13 protein-coding genes are annotated in these 15,936 nt (G+C 66.9%); 10 read left to right on the plus strand and 3 right to left on the minus strand.

What is annotated here, in order from left to right; genetic code table 11:
* Nucleotides 1–31: 31 nt before the first annotated feature.
* The gene (locus KEG38_RS36625) at nucleotides 32–1,705 is read right to left on the minus strand and encodes a hypothetical protein (protein WP_272425046.1); all 1,674 of its coding nucleotides are present in this window, start codon (nucleotides 1,703–1,705) and stop codon (nucleotides 32–34) included.
* A gap of 577 nt (nucleotides 1,706–2,282) precedes the next feature.
* Here KEG38_RS36625 and KEG38_RS36630 point away from each other — a divergent pair.
* Together KEG38_RS36630 and KEG38_RS36635 are read left to right on the plus strand one after the other, a co-directional pair.
* A complete protein-coding gene (locus tag KEG38_RS36630; protein WP_272425047.1) occupies nucleotides 2,283–2,942 on the plus strand; it encodes a hypothetical protein in 660 nt (219 codons plus the stop codon).
* Between the two features lie 23 nt (nucleotides 2,943–2,965).
* Nucleotides 2,966–3,406: a YraN family protein gene (locus KEG38_RS36635; protein WP_272425048.1), complete on the plus strand. Its 441-nt coding sequence runs from the start codon at nucleotides 2,966–2,968 to the stop codon at nucleotides 3,404–3,406.
* Between the two features lie 66 nt (nucleotides 3,407–3,472).
* Here the strand turns inward: KEG38_RS36635 and KEG38_RS36640 are convergent, their stop codons facing one another.
* Nucleotides 3,473–4,303: a methyl-accepting chemotaxis protein gene (locus KEG38_RS36640; RefSeq protein ID WP_272425049.1), complete on the minus strand. Its 831-nt coding sequence runs from the start codon at nucleotides 4,301–4,303 to the stop codon at nucleotides 3,473–3,475.
* An 88-nt stretch (nucleotides 4,304–4,391) separates the two neighbouring features.
* Nucleotides 4,392–5,195, minus strand: a complete 804-nt coding sequence (locus KEG38_RS36645; RefSeq protein WP_272425050.1) for a HEAT repeat domain-containing protein — start codon at nucleotides 5,193–5,195, stop codon at nucleotides 4,392–4,394.
* 316 nt (nucleotides 5,196–5,511) lie between these two features.
* Here KEG38_RS36645 and KEG38_RS36650 point away from each other — a divergent pair, with 316 nt between their 5' ends.
* From KEG38_RS36650 to KEG38_RS36685, 8 genes are all read left to right on the plus strand, one after another.
* On the plus strand, nucleotides 5,512–7,305 hold the full coding sequence (locus KEG38_RS36650) for a carboxypeptidase regulatory-like domain-containing protein (RefSeq protein WP_272425051.1): 1,794 nt from the start codon (nucleotides 5,512–5,514) through the stop codon (nucleotides 7,303–7,305).
* 129 nt (nucleotides 7,306–7,434) lie between these two features.
* Nucleotides 7,435–8,844, plus strand: coding sequence for a signal recognition particle-docking protein FtsY (ftsY, locus tag KEG38_RS36655; protein ID WP_272425052.1), 1,410 nt, complete (start codon nucleotides 7,435–7,437; stop codon nucleotides 8,842–8,844).
* Nucleotides 8,845–9,214: 370 nt separating this feature from the next.
* Nucleotides 9,215–10,192: an outer membrane beta-barrel domain-containing protein gene (locus KEG38_RS36660; protein ID WP_272425053.1), complete on the plus strand. Its 978-nt coding sequence runs from the start codon at nucleotides 9,215–9,217 to the stop codon at nucleotides 10,190–10,192.
* Nucleotides 10,193–10,255: 63 nt separating this feature from the next.
* Nucleotides 10,256–11,188 (plus strand): porin family protein, encoded by a 933-nt coding sequence (locus KEG38_RS36665; RefSeq protein WP_272425054.1) that lies wholly within the window; start codon nucleotides 10,256–10,258, stop codon nucleotides 11,186–11,188.
* A 235-nt stretch (nucleotides 11,189–11,423) separates the two neighbouring features.
* Nucleotides 11,424–12,203: a HEAT repeat domain-containing protein gene (locus KEG38_RS36670; protein WP_272425056.1), complete on the plus strand. Its 780-nt coding sequence runs from the start codon at nucleotides 11,424–11,426 to the stop codon at nucleotides 12,201–12,203.
* A gap of 203 nt (nucleotides 12,204–12,406) precedes the next feature.
* A complete protein-coding gene (locus KEG38_RS36675) occupies nucleotides 12,407–14,053 on the plus strand; it encodes a hypothetical protein (protein ID WP_272425057.1) in 1,647 nt (548 codons plus the stop codon).
* Nucleotides 14,050–15,462 (plus strand): cytochrome c3 family protein, encoded by a 1,413-nt coding sequence (locus KEG38_RS36680; protein ID WP_272425058.1) that lies wholly within the window; start codon nucleotides 14,050–14,052, stop codon nucleotides 15,460–15,462. The genes KEG38_RS36675 and KEG38_RS36680 overlap by 4 nt, the downstream gene beginning before the upstream one ends.
* Before the next feature lie 174 nt (nucleotides 15,463–15,636).
* Nucleotides 15,637–15,891 carry a hypothetical protein gene (locus KEG38_RS36685; RefSeq protein WP_272425059.1) on the plus strand — a complete coding sequence of 85 codons (255 nt, stop codon included), beginning with the start codon at nucleotides 15,637–15,639 and terminating at the stop codon, nucleotides 15,889–15,891.
* Nucleotides 15,892–15,936: the final 45 nt, after the last annotated feature.

Genomic DNA, 15,936 nt, shown 5'->3' on the forward strand with positions numbered 1-15,936 from the left:
GCAACTCGTCGCCGCCCCCTCGGGCCTCCCGCTACTTGCCGCACTTCGACGTGACGACCTGCCGGTAGAAACCGAGCTCGTCACGCCAGTACTCGCCGTTGAACGGCCACAGAACGTGCTCGTCGTCCGGCTTGACGACGCCGAACACGAGCGCTTCTTCCTTCGTGAGCTGGCCGCTCACGACCTCTTGATCGAGCTTGTTTCGCTCGGCAGCCGTGATGTCGATGAGGATCTTCGAGGCGTCGCGGAGATGCTCGTTGAGCTCGTCGAGGTAACGCTGGTAGCGCTCCCGCGCGAGGGTGCCCGCGTTGCGTACCGCGAGATCACGAGCGAGCGAAAGCGCGTCCGTCACGTCGCCACCGACGGGCGAGTTGCGGAACGCAGCCGGCGCCTTCTTGTAACGAGCGTCCTCCTCGTCGAGGACGCGCACGTACTCGAGGTTGCGGAGGAGCTGGCGATCCGAGAGCGCGTTCTCGACGATCGGCTTGACCGTCGGCGAGAGCGCCGCCTTGCCCGCGCGCACGTCCTTCAAGAAGTCGAAGAACTTCGTCTCCGCATCCTCGCCCTTGAACCGATTGAGGATCGCCTCGAGCTCCTTCTTGATCGGCTCGTAGCGCTTGCGCATGCGCGCCACGATCGTCGTTGCATCCTGGTACTGGCAGATCGTGAACGAGATGACCGCCTTGAGGATGTCCGCCTCCGGATAGAAGGCGTTCGGGAAGTACGGCGACTCGATCGTGTGGATGTTGCCGAGCGCGTGCGGGTAATCGCCGGCCATGAAGTACGCCCACGACTGCTCGAAGAGCGCGTCGAGCCAGTACTCGCTGCCCACGTCGACGCGGTTCCAGTACTTGACGGCCGCGCTGAGCTTGTTGCCGTCGATCTTCGGGACGCTGTTGTCGTCGAGGCGGACCGACGCCGAGTAGTACGTGCGCGCCATCGAGAGGAACGCGAGATCGCGCATGCGGCTCTCGTCCTCGACGCCCTCGACGCCCTCGTCGAGCGCCCGCACGATCAGCTGGAACGACTTCACCGCGGGCACCGACTTGCGGAGCTGCACGTTCGAGATGCCCGTGAAGAACTGGGCCTGAACGTAGTACTTGCTCTTCGTGTCGACCTTCCCGAAGAGGCTGATGGCCTCCTCGTAGTTGCGGTTGCGGTACTTGTACCGGCCGAGCAGGTAGTTGAGCTGCCAGTAGAGATCACGCTGCTGCGGGTTGTTGAACCGCGCGACCTGCTCGCTCTTGTACTTACCGACGCGCTCGATGATGTCCGCAGGCTCGGGGAGCTGCGTGGCGAGCTTCGACAACCAGAGCAGCGTCTCGTTGAACTTGAGGTGATTCGTCTTGTCCGCGATCTCGGAGAAGATCGCGTAGCTCGCCTGGTAAAACTGCAGGCGATAAAGCGCGATCGCGAGGTGATACTGCGCGATCTGCTTGTTGCCCTCGTCGTCACCCGTCTCGCCGTCGACGACACGCTTCAGGAGCAGCGCCGATTCGCTCCATCGCTCCGCGTCGAACAACCGCTTCGCTTGCGCCGCTTCCTCGGTCATCTGGCCCGCGGTCACGGGGCCATCGGCCTCGTCCTCGAGCTCGATCTCCTTCGGAGCGGCCTTCTTGTCGTTCTTCTTGGCGTCGCCAGCCTTGGCCGCCGGCGCCGCCGGAGCCTTGCCCTGCTGGGCAAAGGCCGTCGGCGCCGCGAGCATGGCAGAAGCAAGAAGACAGAGAGTAGCCAGCCCTTTCCGCATTCGTCGTTCCTCGTCGTTCGGAGGTTGAGGTCGATGAACGCGACCCGAACCGGCCCAAATACCGTTCGTCGAGCGGCTGGATCCGCAGTGGACGGGGCCCTTCGCAGTCGCGGCTCCCGGCGTATCGTGACCGGAAGCGATGACCAAAAACTTCAATGAGAATCAGCGGATACTTGCGTCTGGCCGCGGATGGTAAAATTATGACGGTTGGCTTGTCAAGCGGCGGTTTCCGAGCGCTGCGCGGTCCAGGTGCCGCTTCCGACACCTCTCCAGGGAGTGCCTTGGGGCGCGCCAAGGACCCGTCGGGGTCGCGGGTCGATCACCGGTCAGGCCCGGACCGACACCCCCCATGGACGAAAACCGGCGGTAGTCCGTCGAGTTGTGCATCGAGAGGTTGACGGTCCGTCGCCCCTTCGATTAGCGTCCTCGCTGCTGGCGTCGTTCGCCGAGTCCTCGATGCGGACGCGCGAGCGGCGCGTCGCGCTCGCGCGCCCCGCATGGAGCAGGGGCGCCCCGGCCCAAGGAGCACGATCTGATGACCCGTTCGATCCTGTCCGGCATGCTTGGTCTGATCAGCGTACTCGCCCTGGGCGGCCTCCCGGTCGCCTGTCAAAGCGGCGGCGTCGGGGATCCCTGCATCCCCGAAGACGAGTACAAAACCGACTTCGCCGGCTTCAAAGTGACCGAGGAGAACATCGAGTCGCGCTCCTTCCAGTGCCAGACCCGTATCTGCCTCGTAAACCACTTCCAGGGCCGCGTGAGCTGCCCTTATGGGCAGACGAAGCCCGCAGCCGGCGGCGTTGCCACGAACGGCTGCCAGACGTCCACCTCGACGGGGGACGACGCGAACAAGGCCTGCTGCATCCCCGGCACCGACACGGTGATCGAGGCCGAGGTCTGCGGTCAGTGCGCGCCCGACTCGCAGCGTGACGCGGCGCAAGCCGTGTACTGCTCCTGCCGGTGCGGCGTGGCCGATGGCGAGCCGCCGGATCCGAACTTCAACTTCTGCGAGTGCCCGACCGGCTACTCGTGCGAGCAGATCCGCCCGAACGTGGGTCTCGGCGACCCGCTGCTCACGGGCAAGTACTGCATCAAGCAGGACACGAAGTTCGTCACCGAAGGCACCTGCGGCACGGTCAAGGGTCACTACAACGCGACCCAGTGCAAGGGCGTCGGCTTCACGACCGATAGCTGAAACGAGCCGCGACGCGCACGCCCGTGACGCGTCCTCCTCGTCGTCCGTTCGCTTCCTCCACAGCCTCCCCTTCCCCTGACGTCCGAGTCCTTCGGCCGCGTGATGCGCGTCATCGCGCAGGCGCGCGCGCCGAAGACGCGGCCGCGGATCACTTCGTCCGCATGGGATGCACGATCCTCGGCCGCAACGTGCGCGTGGGGCGCGCCGAGATCGATCTGCTCGTCCGCGATGGTGTCGTGATCGTGGTCGTCGAGGTGCGTACGCGTGGTCCACGCAGTTACCAACGCGCGCTCGACAGCATCGACGCACGAAAGCGCGCGCGCCTTCGCGCTGCGGGACAACAGCTCTGGACGTCGAGGTTTGTCCGCGACGAGACGCTCGAGCGCATGCGCTTCGACGCGGTCGCCGTCGCGTTCACGCCCGACGGCGATCCGCTCGTCGAGCACATCAAAGCAGCGTTCTGATCGGGGTGTGTGAAGTGCGGCGTCGCGTGATCCACGCGATCACGTCGACTCGCAATCGTGGAGACGTCAGCCGTCGACCTGGGCCTGCATCTCGGCGCGCAGCTTCTTCAACATCGCCACGCCGTCGCTCGAAGCGTCCGCTTCCACGCGCGCGATCACGGCGTCGATCTGCGCGATCTCGCGCGTCTTCTGCTCGCGGAGGTTGCCGAGCATCTGCTCGAACGACTCGAAGAAGTCCTGCATCTCATCGCCTTTGCGCAGGCGCTCGCGCAGAGCGAGGTGACCCTCGCCGACGCGACCGAACATGCGCTTCATCTTGAACACGGGCCCCGCAACCTTGTGCGTGACGACGATCCCCGCGATCCAGATGCACGCGACGAGGAAGCCGAGCGCGAGCACGAGGCCGAGGATCAAGTTGCGCTGCTGCTCCTCCACCGCGGCCGCTTGACGTTCGAGCTCGGCGGCCCGTTGCTTCAGGGAGTCCGCGTCCTTTTCGAGGCTCGCTTGCTCTTCTTTGAGCTTCGCCGCGTCGTTCTCCGCGTCCTTGCCGAACTGCTTCGCGAGCTCGGGCGCATCTTCATACGCCTTCGCGATGTTCATCTTGACGAGCTCGTCGTTCTTCTTCCGCTCGGCGAGCGCGAGCTGACCGCGCTTCACCGTCTCCTGCCCCTGCGTGACGAGCGCCTTCTGCTGCACGACGGCCTGCCGGCTCTGATCGATCAGCTTGTTGCTCGTCCACCACAGAACCGCGCCGAGGAGGAGGGAGACGACGAGCGCGATCGCGGCAAGAAAGCCCGCGTATTTGAGCTGGAAGCGCTTGTCGAGGAGGAAGTTGCGGATGCGGCGCTGCTGGCGGCCGCTCGTGGCGGCGGGCGGGGTGACAGAAGCCTCGCTCATCGGGGACCTTGCGCGTCTCTTGCCACGGCGCGTGGTGTTTGCCCGAGGGGTCGCGCCGCGCCGGATCCGCTCCCCTCTCGCTGCGATATCACATCGACGCGACGATCTTCGCGAAGCTGTCGATGGCGTTCTCCACGCACATCTTCATGAGCACGTTTTCGCTCTGCACGTCGGTCTTGGGCGTGTCGGATTGCGTGAGCTTCGGCGAGAACTCGCCCTGAAGCGCCTTGCCCGGATACGTCCACATGCTCACGCGCACGATCTGCGTGAGGTTTCCATTCTCGTACACCGGCGGCTCGACGCTGGCGATGAGATAAAAGCCCTTCAACTTTTTGCCGTTGACGATCTTGCCGCCTTGTGCAGCCGTCTCGCCCTTGGGCGCCACGGCATACCCGGACTTGCCGAGGATCTTCGTCTGCATCGCCGAGCGCACGATCGTTTCGATCTCGGGCGCGGGTCGCTTCGTCTTGTTCGAGATCTCGATCGCCACGTAGTACTTCGTGTCGGGGCCGGGAGGCGGAGGCGCGGCCACGCCGCCGCTCTTCAGCGTGTCGATCGACTTCTGCATCTGCGTCTTCGCGGAGGCGACCTTCTCGTTCTTGATCGCAGCCTGCAGACACGGCAGGCCCGAGGGTTTGCCGAGCTTGCCGAGCGCGGCGGCCGCAGCGACCTTCACCGAGTCGTTGCCGTCCGCGAGCGCGTCGCAGAGAGGCTTGACAGCGGCGTCGTCGCCCGACGCGCCGAGCGCGAGCGCAGCCTGCGTTCGCACGCGAAAATCTTCGCTCGTCTTGAGCTGCTGGACGAGATAGCCGGTGCGAGGATCCGCTCGCACGACCTCGGGGGTCAGGACGAACAACGAGAGGGCCGCGACGACGGGGACGCTCTTTCGCATTCGAGCTCCGAAGATACACGATGCGCGCGGACGAATGGAGAAAGCTGGCGTCGAATCGGAGGTCGTGGAGTACTCGAGCACGCGATCACCCGTCTTCTTCATCCTGCACCTCACCCGTACCTCGACGCAGAGCGGCACGACTCGGTCGCTTCGCCAAGGAGCGACCTCGACCATTCGAGATCCGCCGCGCCTGTCACGCGCGGAGGAACCGTGGAGGCTTGGACGTGCCTCGACCGAGCTCGCTTCAACGCGCGGCCTGACCATGACATCGGCGGAAGCGCTGGTCGCGCGGGGCGATCCCGCATATAGGAAGGGGATGTCCCGCAGCCGAGGTGCCAAGGCGAGAGCCTCGTCGCGCCCGCTGTGCGCGCTCGTCTCCTTGCTGTTCCTGCTCCTCTCGGCGTCCGTCATGGCGCAGACCCGAGGATCCGGGGGCGCAATTCGCATCCAGGTGCGAGGCGGCGCGCAGATCAGCGCAGCCGCGACGGTCGAGCCGTCCGGCACGATCGTCCGAGGCGAGCTGCTCGACGACGCAGGCGCCGCCGTGGCCGGCGCGACGATCACGCTCCGCGCGATCGCAGACGGAGGCGCCGCCGTCAACCTGCCGACGCCCTCGACGTGTGACGCAACGGCACGAAGGTCGCGACGCTCCGTTCGCCTGGTCGGCACGGACGCCTACGAGATGCAGACCGACGATCGGGGAGCGTTCTGCGTACGCGCCGGCGCGCCGATCGGACAGGCGTCGATCAAGCTCCGCTTCGAAGGCGACGAGCTGCGCGATCCAGCCGAGAGCGTGGTCCGCCTCGACGCAGCCGACGCGCCGCTCGCGCGCACCATCCTCCGCTTCGAACCTGCGCCCGACGTGATCGATCTCGATCGCGAGACCGTGCTGCTCACGGGATCGCTGCGCGTCGATCGCGCCGGGTCGTCCCGATCCACCACCGCGCGCCGCGAAGGGCTCGCGATCAAACTCGAGGACGAACGCGGCGAGCGCATCGCGGAAGGGCAGACGGGCGGCGATGGTCGCGTGCGCTTCGAGATCCCGAGCGCGTCGTTTCCCGGTCCAGGATCGGGCGAGCTGCGCCTGCGCTTCGAAGGTACGACGACGCTCGCGAAGACGACGACGACGCAGCCGATCGTCAGGCGCGCCGAGGTGCGGCTCGCGCTCGCGCATCCCGTCGACGCGGCGGATCCGGAGGACGGCGTCGGGATCGACGTGGACGTCACGACATCGCGAGGCCCCGTGACGGGCGGCGTGGTCGAGGCGCTGCGCGGGAGCGAGAGCGTGGGCGCGGGCGCGGTGCAGGGCGGCAAGGCACACGTCATCGCTTCGTTCGCGCTCGAGCGTGCCGGCGTCGTGCCGTTGACGCTGCGGTACGTGCCCGCCGCGCCTTTCTACAAGTCGGGGGCGAACCTCCAGGTCGACGTGAACGTCAAGGGACCCGGCATCGCGCGGCAGGTCTTGATCGCGATCGTGGTACTCGCAGTGACCGCGTGGATCGTCTTCGGCTGGCGGCGCGCGCCCATGCCGCCGAAGAAAGACGAGGACGACGAAGCGCATCCCGTTCCCTCGGGACGCGCCGGCGTCGAGGTCGTGCGAGCGTCGACGGGACAGGGTGGTTATCGTGGCTCGGTGCTCGACGCGCACGATGGAATCCCGATCGCCGGCGCGCGGCTCGCCGTGGTGGCGCCCGCGTTCCAAGGCGATGGTGTCATCGCGCGCGCGACCGCCGACGAACGTGGAACCTTCGTGCTGGATGTGCCCTACCGCAGCGATGCGCGCCTCGTGATCGAAGCGGACGAGCACAGCAGGTACGAGCAGGCGCTCCCTCCGCCGGGAGTGCTCCGCGTCGCCCTGATCACCCGCCGCCGCACGCTGCTCGAGCGGCTCGTGAAATGGGCGCGCCGCACCGGAGCGCCTTTCGACATGCAACCCGAGCCGACCCCCGGACACGTACGGCGGGCGGCTTTCCGCGCGAACAACGCGGAAATCGAGTCCTGGGCGCGAGCCCTCGAGCAGGCTGCCTACGGCTCCACCGTCGTCGACGAGGGGGTCGAAGCCGCGCTCCTCAACGACGAACCCAGAGGCGGCCGAAAGCCGGCGGGATGACGTGAACCGCCCCCGCCTCCCCCACCCGTGCGCTCCCTTTGCCCTCGCGCGCAGAGCACACACGTTGACGTACGGGTACCGTCCCATATAGTCGCGAACCAGTTCGCGGACCGCTGGAGAACGCACATCGTGGACCCCCTCTACATCGTCATCGGTCTCGTGGTCGTGGCGCTGGCCGTTTACTTCCTGTTCATCAGGAAGCCGGAAGCGCCCAAGAAGCTCGAGACGCCGCCGGAGGCGAAGAAGCTCCCGGCGACAAAGGCGCCCGAGCGTGAAGAGCCGGCCAAGACCGCGGGGAAACCCGCGAAGGAGGAGCCGAAGCAGGCTGCTCCGGCAAAGGTCAAGCCGGCCGAAGAGGCCAAGGAGGCCAAGAAGAAGGAGGAGAAGAAGGCTGCCGAGCCTGCGCCGGCCGTCGTCGAGAAGCAGCCCGAGCCCGCGCCCGTTGCGAAGGAGCCCGAGGCCAAGCAGCCCGAGCCCGCGCCCGTGCAAGCTCCGACGCCCGTCGCCGAGCCAGCGCCGAAGCCCGCAGAGGCGCCTGCGATCAAGCCCGTGTCGATCGCGGCGCGCGAGCTGCCTGCACCGTCGGCTCCGCGCAAGAAGGATGTCGAAGGTCTGCGTCGCGGGCTCACGAAGGCGCGCGAGAGCGAGGGCTTCTTCGGTCGCCTGAAGGCGCTCTTCGTCGGCCGCAGCGAGGTCGATCCTGGGCTCGTCGATCAGATCGAGGAGGTGCTTCTCACCTCCGACGTCGGCGTGAAGACGACCGAAGCGCTGCTCGAAGAGATCCGCGCGGGCATCAAGGAGAAGAAGCTCGTCAAGGACGAGCACGTCTGGGATGCCTTGCGTCGTCGCGCGCGTGAGCTCCTCGGTGGGAGCGGCGGCGGCATCAAGTTCCCCGCGCGTCCCACGGTGGTGATGTTCGTTGGCGTCAACGGCGCGGGCAAGACGACGACGATCGGCAAGCTCGCGACCAAGCTCAAGGCGGAAGGCAGGACCGTCGTGCTCGCTGCGGGCGACACGTTCCGCGCGGCGGCGGTGCAGCAGCTCGTCGTGTGGGGCAAGCGCGTCGGCTGCGAGGTCGTGAGCGGCAAGGATGGAGCGAACCCGGGCGCGGTCATCTACGACGCGATCCAGAAGGCGGCGGAGATCGGCGCCGACGTCGTGCTCGCTGACACGGCGGGTCGCTTGCATACGAAGACGAACCTGATGGACGAGCTCACGAAGGTCGCGCGCACGATCGACAAGGCGCTGCCGGGAGCTCCGCACGAGACGCTCCTCGTGCTCGATGCGACGAACGGTCAGAACGCGCTGCAACAGGCGGCGATGTTCAAGGAGGCGCTGCCGCTCTCGGGCATCGTGCTGACGAAGCTCGACGGCACGGCGAAGGGCGGTGTCGTGCTCGGCATCTGCGCGGAGCATGCGCTGCCGGTGCGCTACATCGGCATCGGCGAGCGTCCCGACGAGCTGCGTGACTTCAACGCAGACGAGTTTGTCGAAGCGCTGCTCGGTCAAACCGACGAGTCAACGGACGCGGCGGCGTGAACCTCTGCGCCGAGCACGAAACACGCGCGACGGGGCCCCGACCGGGATCGGAGACGGGGCCACGTCGTGCACGTTTCGGACGGACGGCGCAAAAATCATGGATTTCGTTTGATTTTCTTGCTCGTGCGCGAGCGTCTCGTGGTTGGATGGGCGTGGATCGTGTCGCTGCGTTGGCAGCCGGGACGGTCCTGCCCGATCCGATCTCGGGAACAGAAACCGATTTGGTTGTTGATTCCCAGATTTTACGCGTGATATAGTCCGTCCCGCTTGTCGGTAGACCGTTTTTTTGAATGAAGTCGCGCAGTTAGACTTGTACGGACGGACCGGACCGATCGATGCTCACGTCGCACGGACTGCGGAAGGGATGGCGATGAACCAGGTTCGCGTGGGGCTCCTCGTGGCGGCTGCGCTGCTGGCCATGCCGTTGACGGCGGCAGCGCAACCGAAGAAGGATCAACCGAAGGAGATCAACCTCGACGACGAGGGAGCCGAGAAGCCTGCTGACGCGCCCGCCCAGGGCGAGGGCGAGGCTGCCGGCACCGGTGAGGGTGAGGGCGAGACTCCTGGCGGCGAGGGTGAAGGCCTCGGGGACATCTGTAAGATCGATCCCTCGGCCTGCCCGAGCATCAACATGGATGAGGCCGCGAAGCGGGACATCAACGCAGAGATGTACGCGGTGCAGCAGATCTACGCGCTGCGCCGGTTCCGCTTCGAGATCACGCCCTACTTCGGGATCACGATGAACGACCAGTTCGTCGCGCACCCCGCGCCCGGGCTCGGTCTCAACTTCTACATCACGAACGTGCTCGCGGTCGGGGTGAACGGCAACCTCTACGCCGCTCTGAACTCGCCCTCGAACTTCAACTTCCAGACGAGCCGCGCAGCGCGCGTCGGTATTCCGATCACGGAGTACGCCTGGAACGCGAACGCGAACTTCTCGTACGTGCCTGCGTACGGCAAGTTCGCCGGGTTCGGCGACTTCATCTTCCACTACGACTTCTACGTGCTCGGTGGCGTGGGTGCGATCGCTACGCGCCCGATCGCCGTTGTCGATCCCGACAACCGCACGTTCGAGTTCAAGCCTCGGCTGTCGTTCCACGTCGGCGGCGGGCTCCGCATCTTCTTCAACCGATGGTTCGCGGTCGTGGCGGAGCTCAGCGACTACATCTTCTTCGACGAGCTCGAGAACCCGGGTATCGCGACCGGCAAGGACGCCAACGGCAATCCGAGAGCACAGGATCCGACGACCTGGACCGCGCCCGAGACGAGCTTCACCAACAACGTCCAAGCGCAGGTCGGGTTTTCGGTCTTCCTGCCGTTCAGCTGGGAATACCGGCTGCCCAAGTGAGCCGAGGGGCAGCGAGGCGTGCAAGGAACATCCGGGACGATTCAGCCAAGTACGGGGACATGCATGATGCGTCGATTCGTGAATAGCCTTTGCGCGTCTCGCCTGCTCCGCAGGGGCATGCTCGCGGCGCTCACGGGATGTGCAGCGCTCGCCATGAGCGCAGGTGCCGAAGCGCAGGAGATTCAGCTCACGGGTCCCCTCGCGGGGGCCCCGGCTGTGCGGAAGTTGCGCCTGCATCGCGCGGGCCGCTTCGAAATTACGCCGAGCGCGTCCTTCACACTGCTCGACGAGTACCAGCGCACGATCATGCCTGGTCTGCGCCTGATGTACCACCCGACCGACTGGCTCGGGGTCGGCCTCTGGGGTGGCTACGGCATCCAGTCGACGACGTCGCTCACCGACGAGTTGCAGGTGAAGGCGATCGACGAGCGGAGCTGCCCCGCGGACTCGAACACGGCGACCGATACGGCCTGCAAGCTGACGGCCGTCAACCTGACCCGCGGCAACCTCGCCGCGGATCAGCTCGGCCGCATGCAGTGGGTCGCCGCGCCGCAGATCACGGTCGTTCCGTTCCGCGGCAAACTGTCGCTGTTCGCAGCGCTCTTCGTCGACACCGACATCAGCTTCTTCGTCGGTCCGGCCGTCATCGGCGTGCAGGAGCGCAAGCCCTGCGGCAAGGACAACGACGGCAACACTCTCGCGGACCGCCCGTGCGCGGCCCAGAGCTCGTTCGAGCTCGAGAGCCGCATCGCCTTCGCGCCCACGTTCGGCGTCGGCTGGAACTTCTACCCGACGTCGTTCTTCGGCTTCGGCGCGGAGTGGAGGGCGCTGCCCTTCGCGTGGAACACGTCCGGCTTCGACAACGCCGGCGCGGGCAACGACGAGGCCTTCCCCGACACTGCGGTCAACAACAAAGATCGTCAGTTCCGCTTCAACAGCATGATCTCCGTCAACCTGATGTTCTCCCTCCCCATGAAGGTGAAGAACAGCGACTGACGAAGACGAAGCCGGCTGCACCACAGCCGATGACACGCCCCGGAATGCGGGCGGCCGAGACGGAGACCCAAAGCTCCGCGACGCCCCAAGCATCCCGGGGCGTGCCGCTTTCGAAGACCCCGCTGGTAGGGGCAGCGTGCTCGTCAAGAGGTCGAGCACTTGCTTTGTCCCTTGCGAGGGCCTATGCGAAGCCTGCTCCAGCCCTCCCCCTGCCGGGCTGGAGCGCGAGGTAGAGGTGGGCATTTTCGACTTCCTCCGTAGCAAGGGCGCGAAGAGCGCGCCTCCGTCGGGCAACGCGCCCGCCGTCGACAAGAAGATCGCCGGGCCGGCCAAGGTCGTCGCGGACAAACGCGCCCAGACCTATGACCGCCTGGAGGCCATTCAGGCCCTCGTCGACATGAAGACGCCGGAGGCAGCCGCCGCGCTCCTCAAGCGCTTCAACTTCACGATCGATCCGTCGATCACGGACGCCGAAGAGAAGGACCTCGCGTTCCGGGGCATCGTCGCCGCAGGCAAGGACGTCGTGCCCGCGGTCATCGAGTTCTGCACGAAGGCCGAGGCGCTGACGTGGCCCCTCAAGGTGCTCGACGCCGTGCTCGACGATGACGCGTATCGCGAAGAGCTGCTCGATCTGCTCGAGGGCTTCGACACCGAGTACGCGCGCAACGTCGAGCCGAAGATCCAGATCATCCAGGCGCTCGAAGAGGTCGTGCACGAGGACGTGCGCACGGCGGTGGAGCGCTTCTTCGAGGATGTCAACGAGACCGTGCGGTTCCACGCGGTGCAGACGACGTTCGCGCAGGCGATGCCCGAGAGCGTCAAGCCGCTCATCGACATGCTCGTGAACGAGGAATCGGTCCGCGTGAAGAACAAGGTCGCCGAAGGCCTGCTCGTACGCGGGTGGACGATCCCCGAGGATCGTAGGGACGCCGTCGCCGACGCGCTCGGCGACACCGGCGGCTACACCGTCGGCGAAAGCGGCAAGATCGTGAAGCGTTCGCTCCGCTTCGGTTGATCCAAACGCGTAGCGGATTGCGCGCCTCCCCGGCGCGTTCGAGCACCAAGCCCGCCCTTCGTCCGTGTTGACAGCGCGGGCCACGCTGAAAGAGGATCCGCGTTGCCCCGGCATGTTCGGGGTGTGTCGACGGCCCAGCGGCAGCCGCGCGAACCCCGCGCACGCTCCCCGGCACCACTCGACGGAAAGCGAGCATCCCAGGCGTGAGGGGACATCGATCGACGCGCCTTTCGCGCGTGGTTGCATCCGGGCTCGCCGCTCTTGCCACGGCGATCACCGCGCATCCGCGTGACGCGCGTGCCCTCGACTTCGAGGTGCAGAGCGACACCGCAGCGCAGGCGTACCAAGTCGCGAGCCCGTGGGGCGACACGATCCTCGATCGGCGTCGCCTCATGCAGACGTTGTCGCTCGGCGTGTACAACCTGCAGGGCGATCACGTCCCGGGGCGCGCCGATTTCTCGGTCGTGCTGCGGGTGCGCCTCGACGCCGACTTCGGGATCAACGGTCACCTCGGCGACACCGATCGCGGCGGCGAGACGAGCTACCTGACCGAGGCGGGGCCCGGCGTGCGCTTCGTGCCGGGCCTGCAGCAGGCGCCGATCGATCTCATGTACGCGTACGTCGAGGGCCGCAACCTCTTGAACGGCTGGCTCGGCTTCCGCGCGGGACGGCAGTACGTCGTCGACTCGCTTGGCTGGTGGTCGTTCGACGGCGCGCTCGCGCGCGTGACGACGCCGTACTTCGTGCAAGCCGAGTTCTATGGTGGGCTCGAGCAGCGCGGCGGGCTGCCGCTGTCGACGTCGCGCTACGAGCGGCCAGGCGTTTGGCGCGGCAACCACGCGGGCTTCGGCACCGCGGGCGATCAGCCGAGCGTGACGGACTACCCTTCGTATCAGTACACGCAGCCCGCGCCCGCGTTCGGCGTCGCGCTCGAGAGCAACGGGCCGAGCTGGATCCACGGGCGGCTCTCGTATCGACGCGTCTACAACATGGGCACGTCGGTGACGCAGCAGTTCCCCGATCCGACGGGTGGTTATCGCACGGCGAACGGGCTGCGCGTGTCGCAGGATCGGCTGGGCTACGCGCTCGATCTCAACAAGAGCGATCTCGGCGCGATCAAGGGCGGCTTCACGTACGACTTCTACAACCAGATCGTCGGCTCGTATTACGGCGGGGTCGAGGCGTACCTGGGCAAACGCGCGACCATCGGCGCGGACATCGACTACTTCGTGCCGACCTTCGACGCCGACTCGATCTTCAACTGGTTCACGAAGAGCCCCATCACGACGGCGACGGCGCGCGTCTGGGCCGCGCCGACGCAGAGGCTCGATCTCTCGGCCTACGGCGGTGTGCGCATCTGGATGGCCGACGGCGATCCCGAGACGTTCGGCACGGAGCAGTGCCGCGCCTCCGGGCTCTGCAGCGGCGACCAGGAGATCGATCCGGCGAACTCGAAGACGTTCACCCGCGATCCTGACAACCGCGCGACCTCGACGACGATCGACGCGCTCGCGAACGTGTCCGGGCGGTATCGCTTCGGCACGGGCGAGGTGGGGCTGCGCGGCATGGTGCAGGCAGGCGCGCGTGGGCACACCGGAGGCGCGGATCTCTCGGGCGAGAAGCGCTTCGACGGCGGGCGTTATCGCGTCGGTGGGCGCGTCTCGCTCTACGACTGGAACGACCCGCTGCGGCCCGATCGTGGCGCGACGTCGTTCGGCTACGTCCTCGGCGCGGGCATCCGGCCCGTGCAACAAGCCGACCTGCGGATCGAGTGGGAGCACGACATGAACCGGCTCGTCGGGCAGCGCTTCCGCATCGTGGCGCTCCTCAACTTGAGGCTCGGCGGATGATGATGAACGCCTCCAAGCGAAGCGCAGAGAGCGCACGCAAGACGCGCCGGCCGAACGGCCGACCGCTGCCGGGATGGCTCGCCTTCGTGGCGTGCCTGTCGGCCCTCATCCTCGGCCTCGTGGGGCCCGATGCGTCCGCGCAAACGGCCGACGATGCGCCTGCCGCGGAGTCCGCCGCGCCGCCGGCGCCGCCTCCGGGTGGCTACAAGAGCGGGCTCCATCCGATGCCGAACGACGCGGAGACACCGCTCGCGTTCATGCCTCCGGGCAGCGCGGCGAGCCCCGTGCCGAGCGAGGAGATCTACCCGCCGCAGACGATCACGATCCGCTTCAACCACAAGAAGCACACGAAGGATCTCAAGCAGACCTGCAAGTCGTGCCACGCGGCCGCGTTCACGAGCGACAAGGTCGCCGATCGGCTCATGCCGAAGGCCGAGCAGTGCGACGCCTGTCACGACGTCGATCACTCGGACCTCAACGCCGTGAAGGCCGGCACGGACGCGAACGGGCAGTGCGTCTTCTGCCACATCGGCGACAAGGCGGGCGAGAAGGGCGCGGTCGCGCCGATGGTGCTGCCGAACGCGAACCTCGTGTTCACGCACAAGAAGCATCTCGACCGGAACATCCAGTGCGGGCAGTGCCACGGGCAGGTGGGCGAGCTCGAGCTCGCGACGCGTGATCAGCTCCCGCGCATGGCCGGCTGCTTCGCCTGTCACAACATGAGCGGCGCGGCGCAGGGCCAGGCGAAGGGCGCGTGCACGACGTGCCACACGGCCCGGAACGACGGCCGCATGATCACGAGCTTCACGACGGGCAACCTCGTGCCGCCGCAGTGGATGCACAACGCGGCGCACACGCCCGACTTCATCGATCGGCACAAGGCCGTCGCCGCGAACGACAGCGCCTTCTGCGGGAGCTGCCACACGACGAACGAGTGCACCGACTGCCACGACGGTCGCGTCCGTCCCCGCAAGGTCCACCCGAACGACTGGCTCTCGATCCACGCCCAGTCCGCGCGGCAGGACAACCCGCGCTGCTCGAGCTGCCATCAGGCCCAGACGTTCTGCGCCGACTGCCACCGCCGCGTCGGCGTCGCGCGTGACACCGCGAGCGGAAACCGCCTCGCGGGCCGCCGCTTCCATCCGCCCGCCGCGGAGTTCACGACCGCGCCGCGCGGGCCGAACCATCACGCGTGGGAGGCGATGCGGAACTTGAACGCCTGCGTGTCCTGCCACACGGAGCGTGACTGTGCGACGTGCCACGCGACGAAGGGGCTTTCCGGCGGGCACGGCGTGAACCCGCACCCGCTCGGCTTCCGGGACAAGTGTGGCGTTGCGTTCGCGAGAAACCCACGTCCGTGCCTCGTTTGCCACCAGTCGAGCGACCCGCTCGTGAGGGCGTGCCAATGAAAGGCCAACATCCGTCGTGGTCTGCGCCTGAGGCTTCCGATCCGCCGGACGGGGCACGGCTCCCGAAACCTCCGACATATTCCTTGCACACCCCTTCTGGCGACGGGTATAGCGAAGAGCGACGGTGCGCTTCCTCCCCCGCGGTGGTCGCGCGCGTCCTCAAGGAGAACGGGTGTGAAGGAGCTGATCAAGTACCTGCTCGACAATCTTTACCTCGACTTCCAGGGCGAAATCACGCTGGAGACCGTGCGGGGCTTCCTCCGAGAGGACGACGGCCGGGAAGCGCGGCAGCTGCTCGCGAAGCTCATCGAGGAGAAGGGGGTCGACGACATGCTCATCACCCTGGCCGACTGCTTGCGGGAGCACATCCGGACCGGCGTGAACGAGAGGGTCGTCCAGGAGCAGCTCTCGACCTACTCCGAGAGCTGATCCGCCCAAGAGGCCTTTCCTTCGCCCCGCGCGCCCTCCGCGCCG

This window comes from Polyangium jinanense, from assembly GCF_028435265.1.
Classification (GTDB): domain Bacteria; phylum Myxococcota_A; class Polyangia; order Polyangiales; family Polyangiaceae; genus Polyangium; species Polyangium jinanense.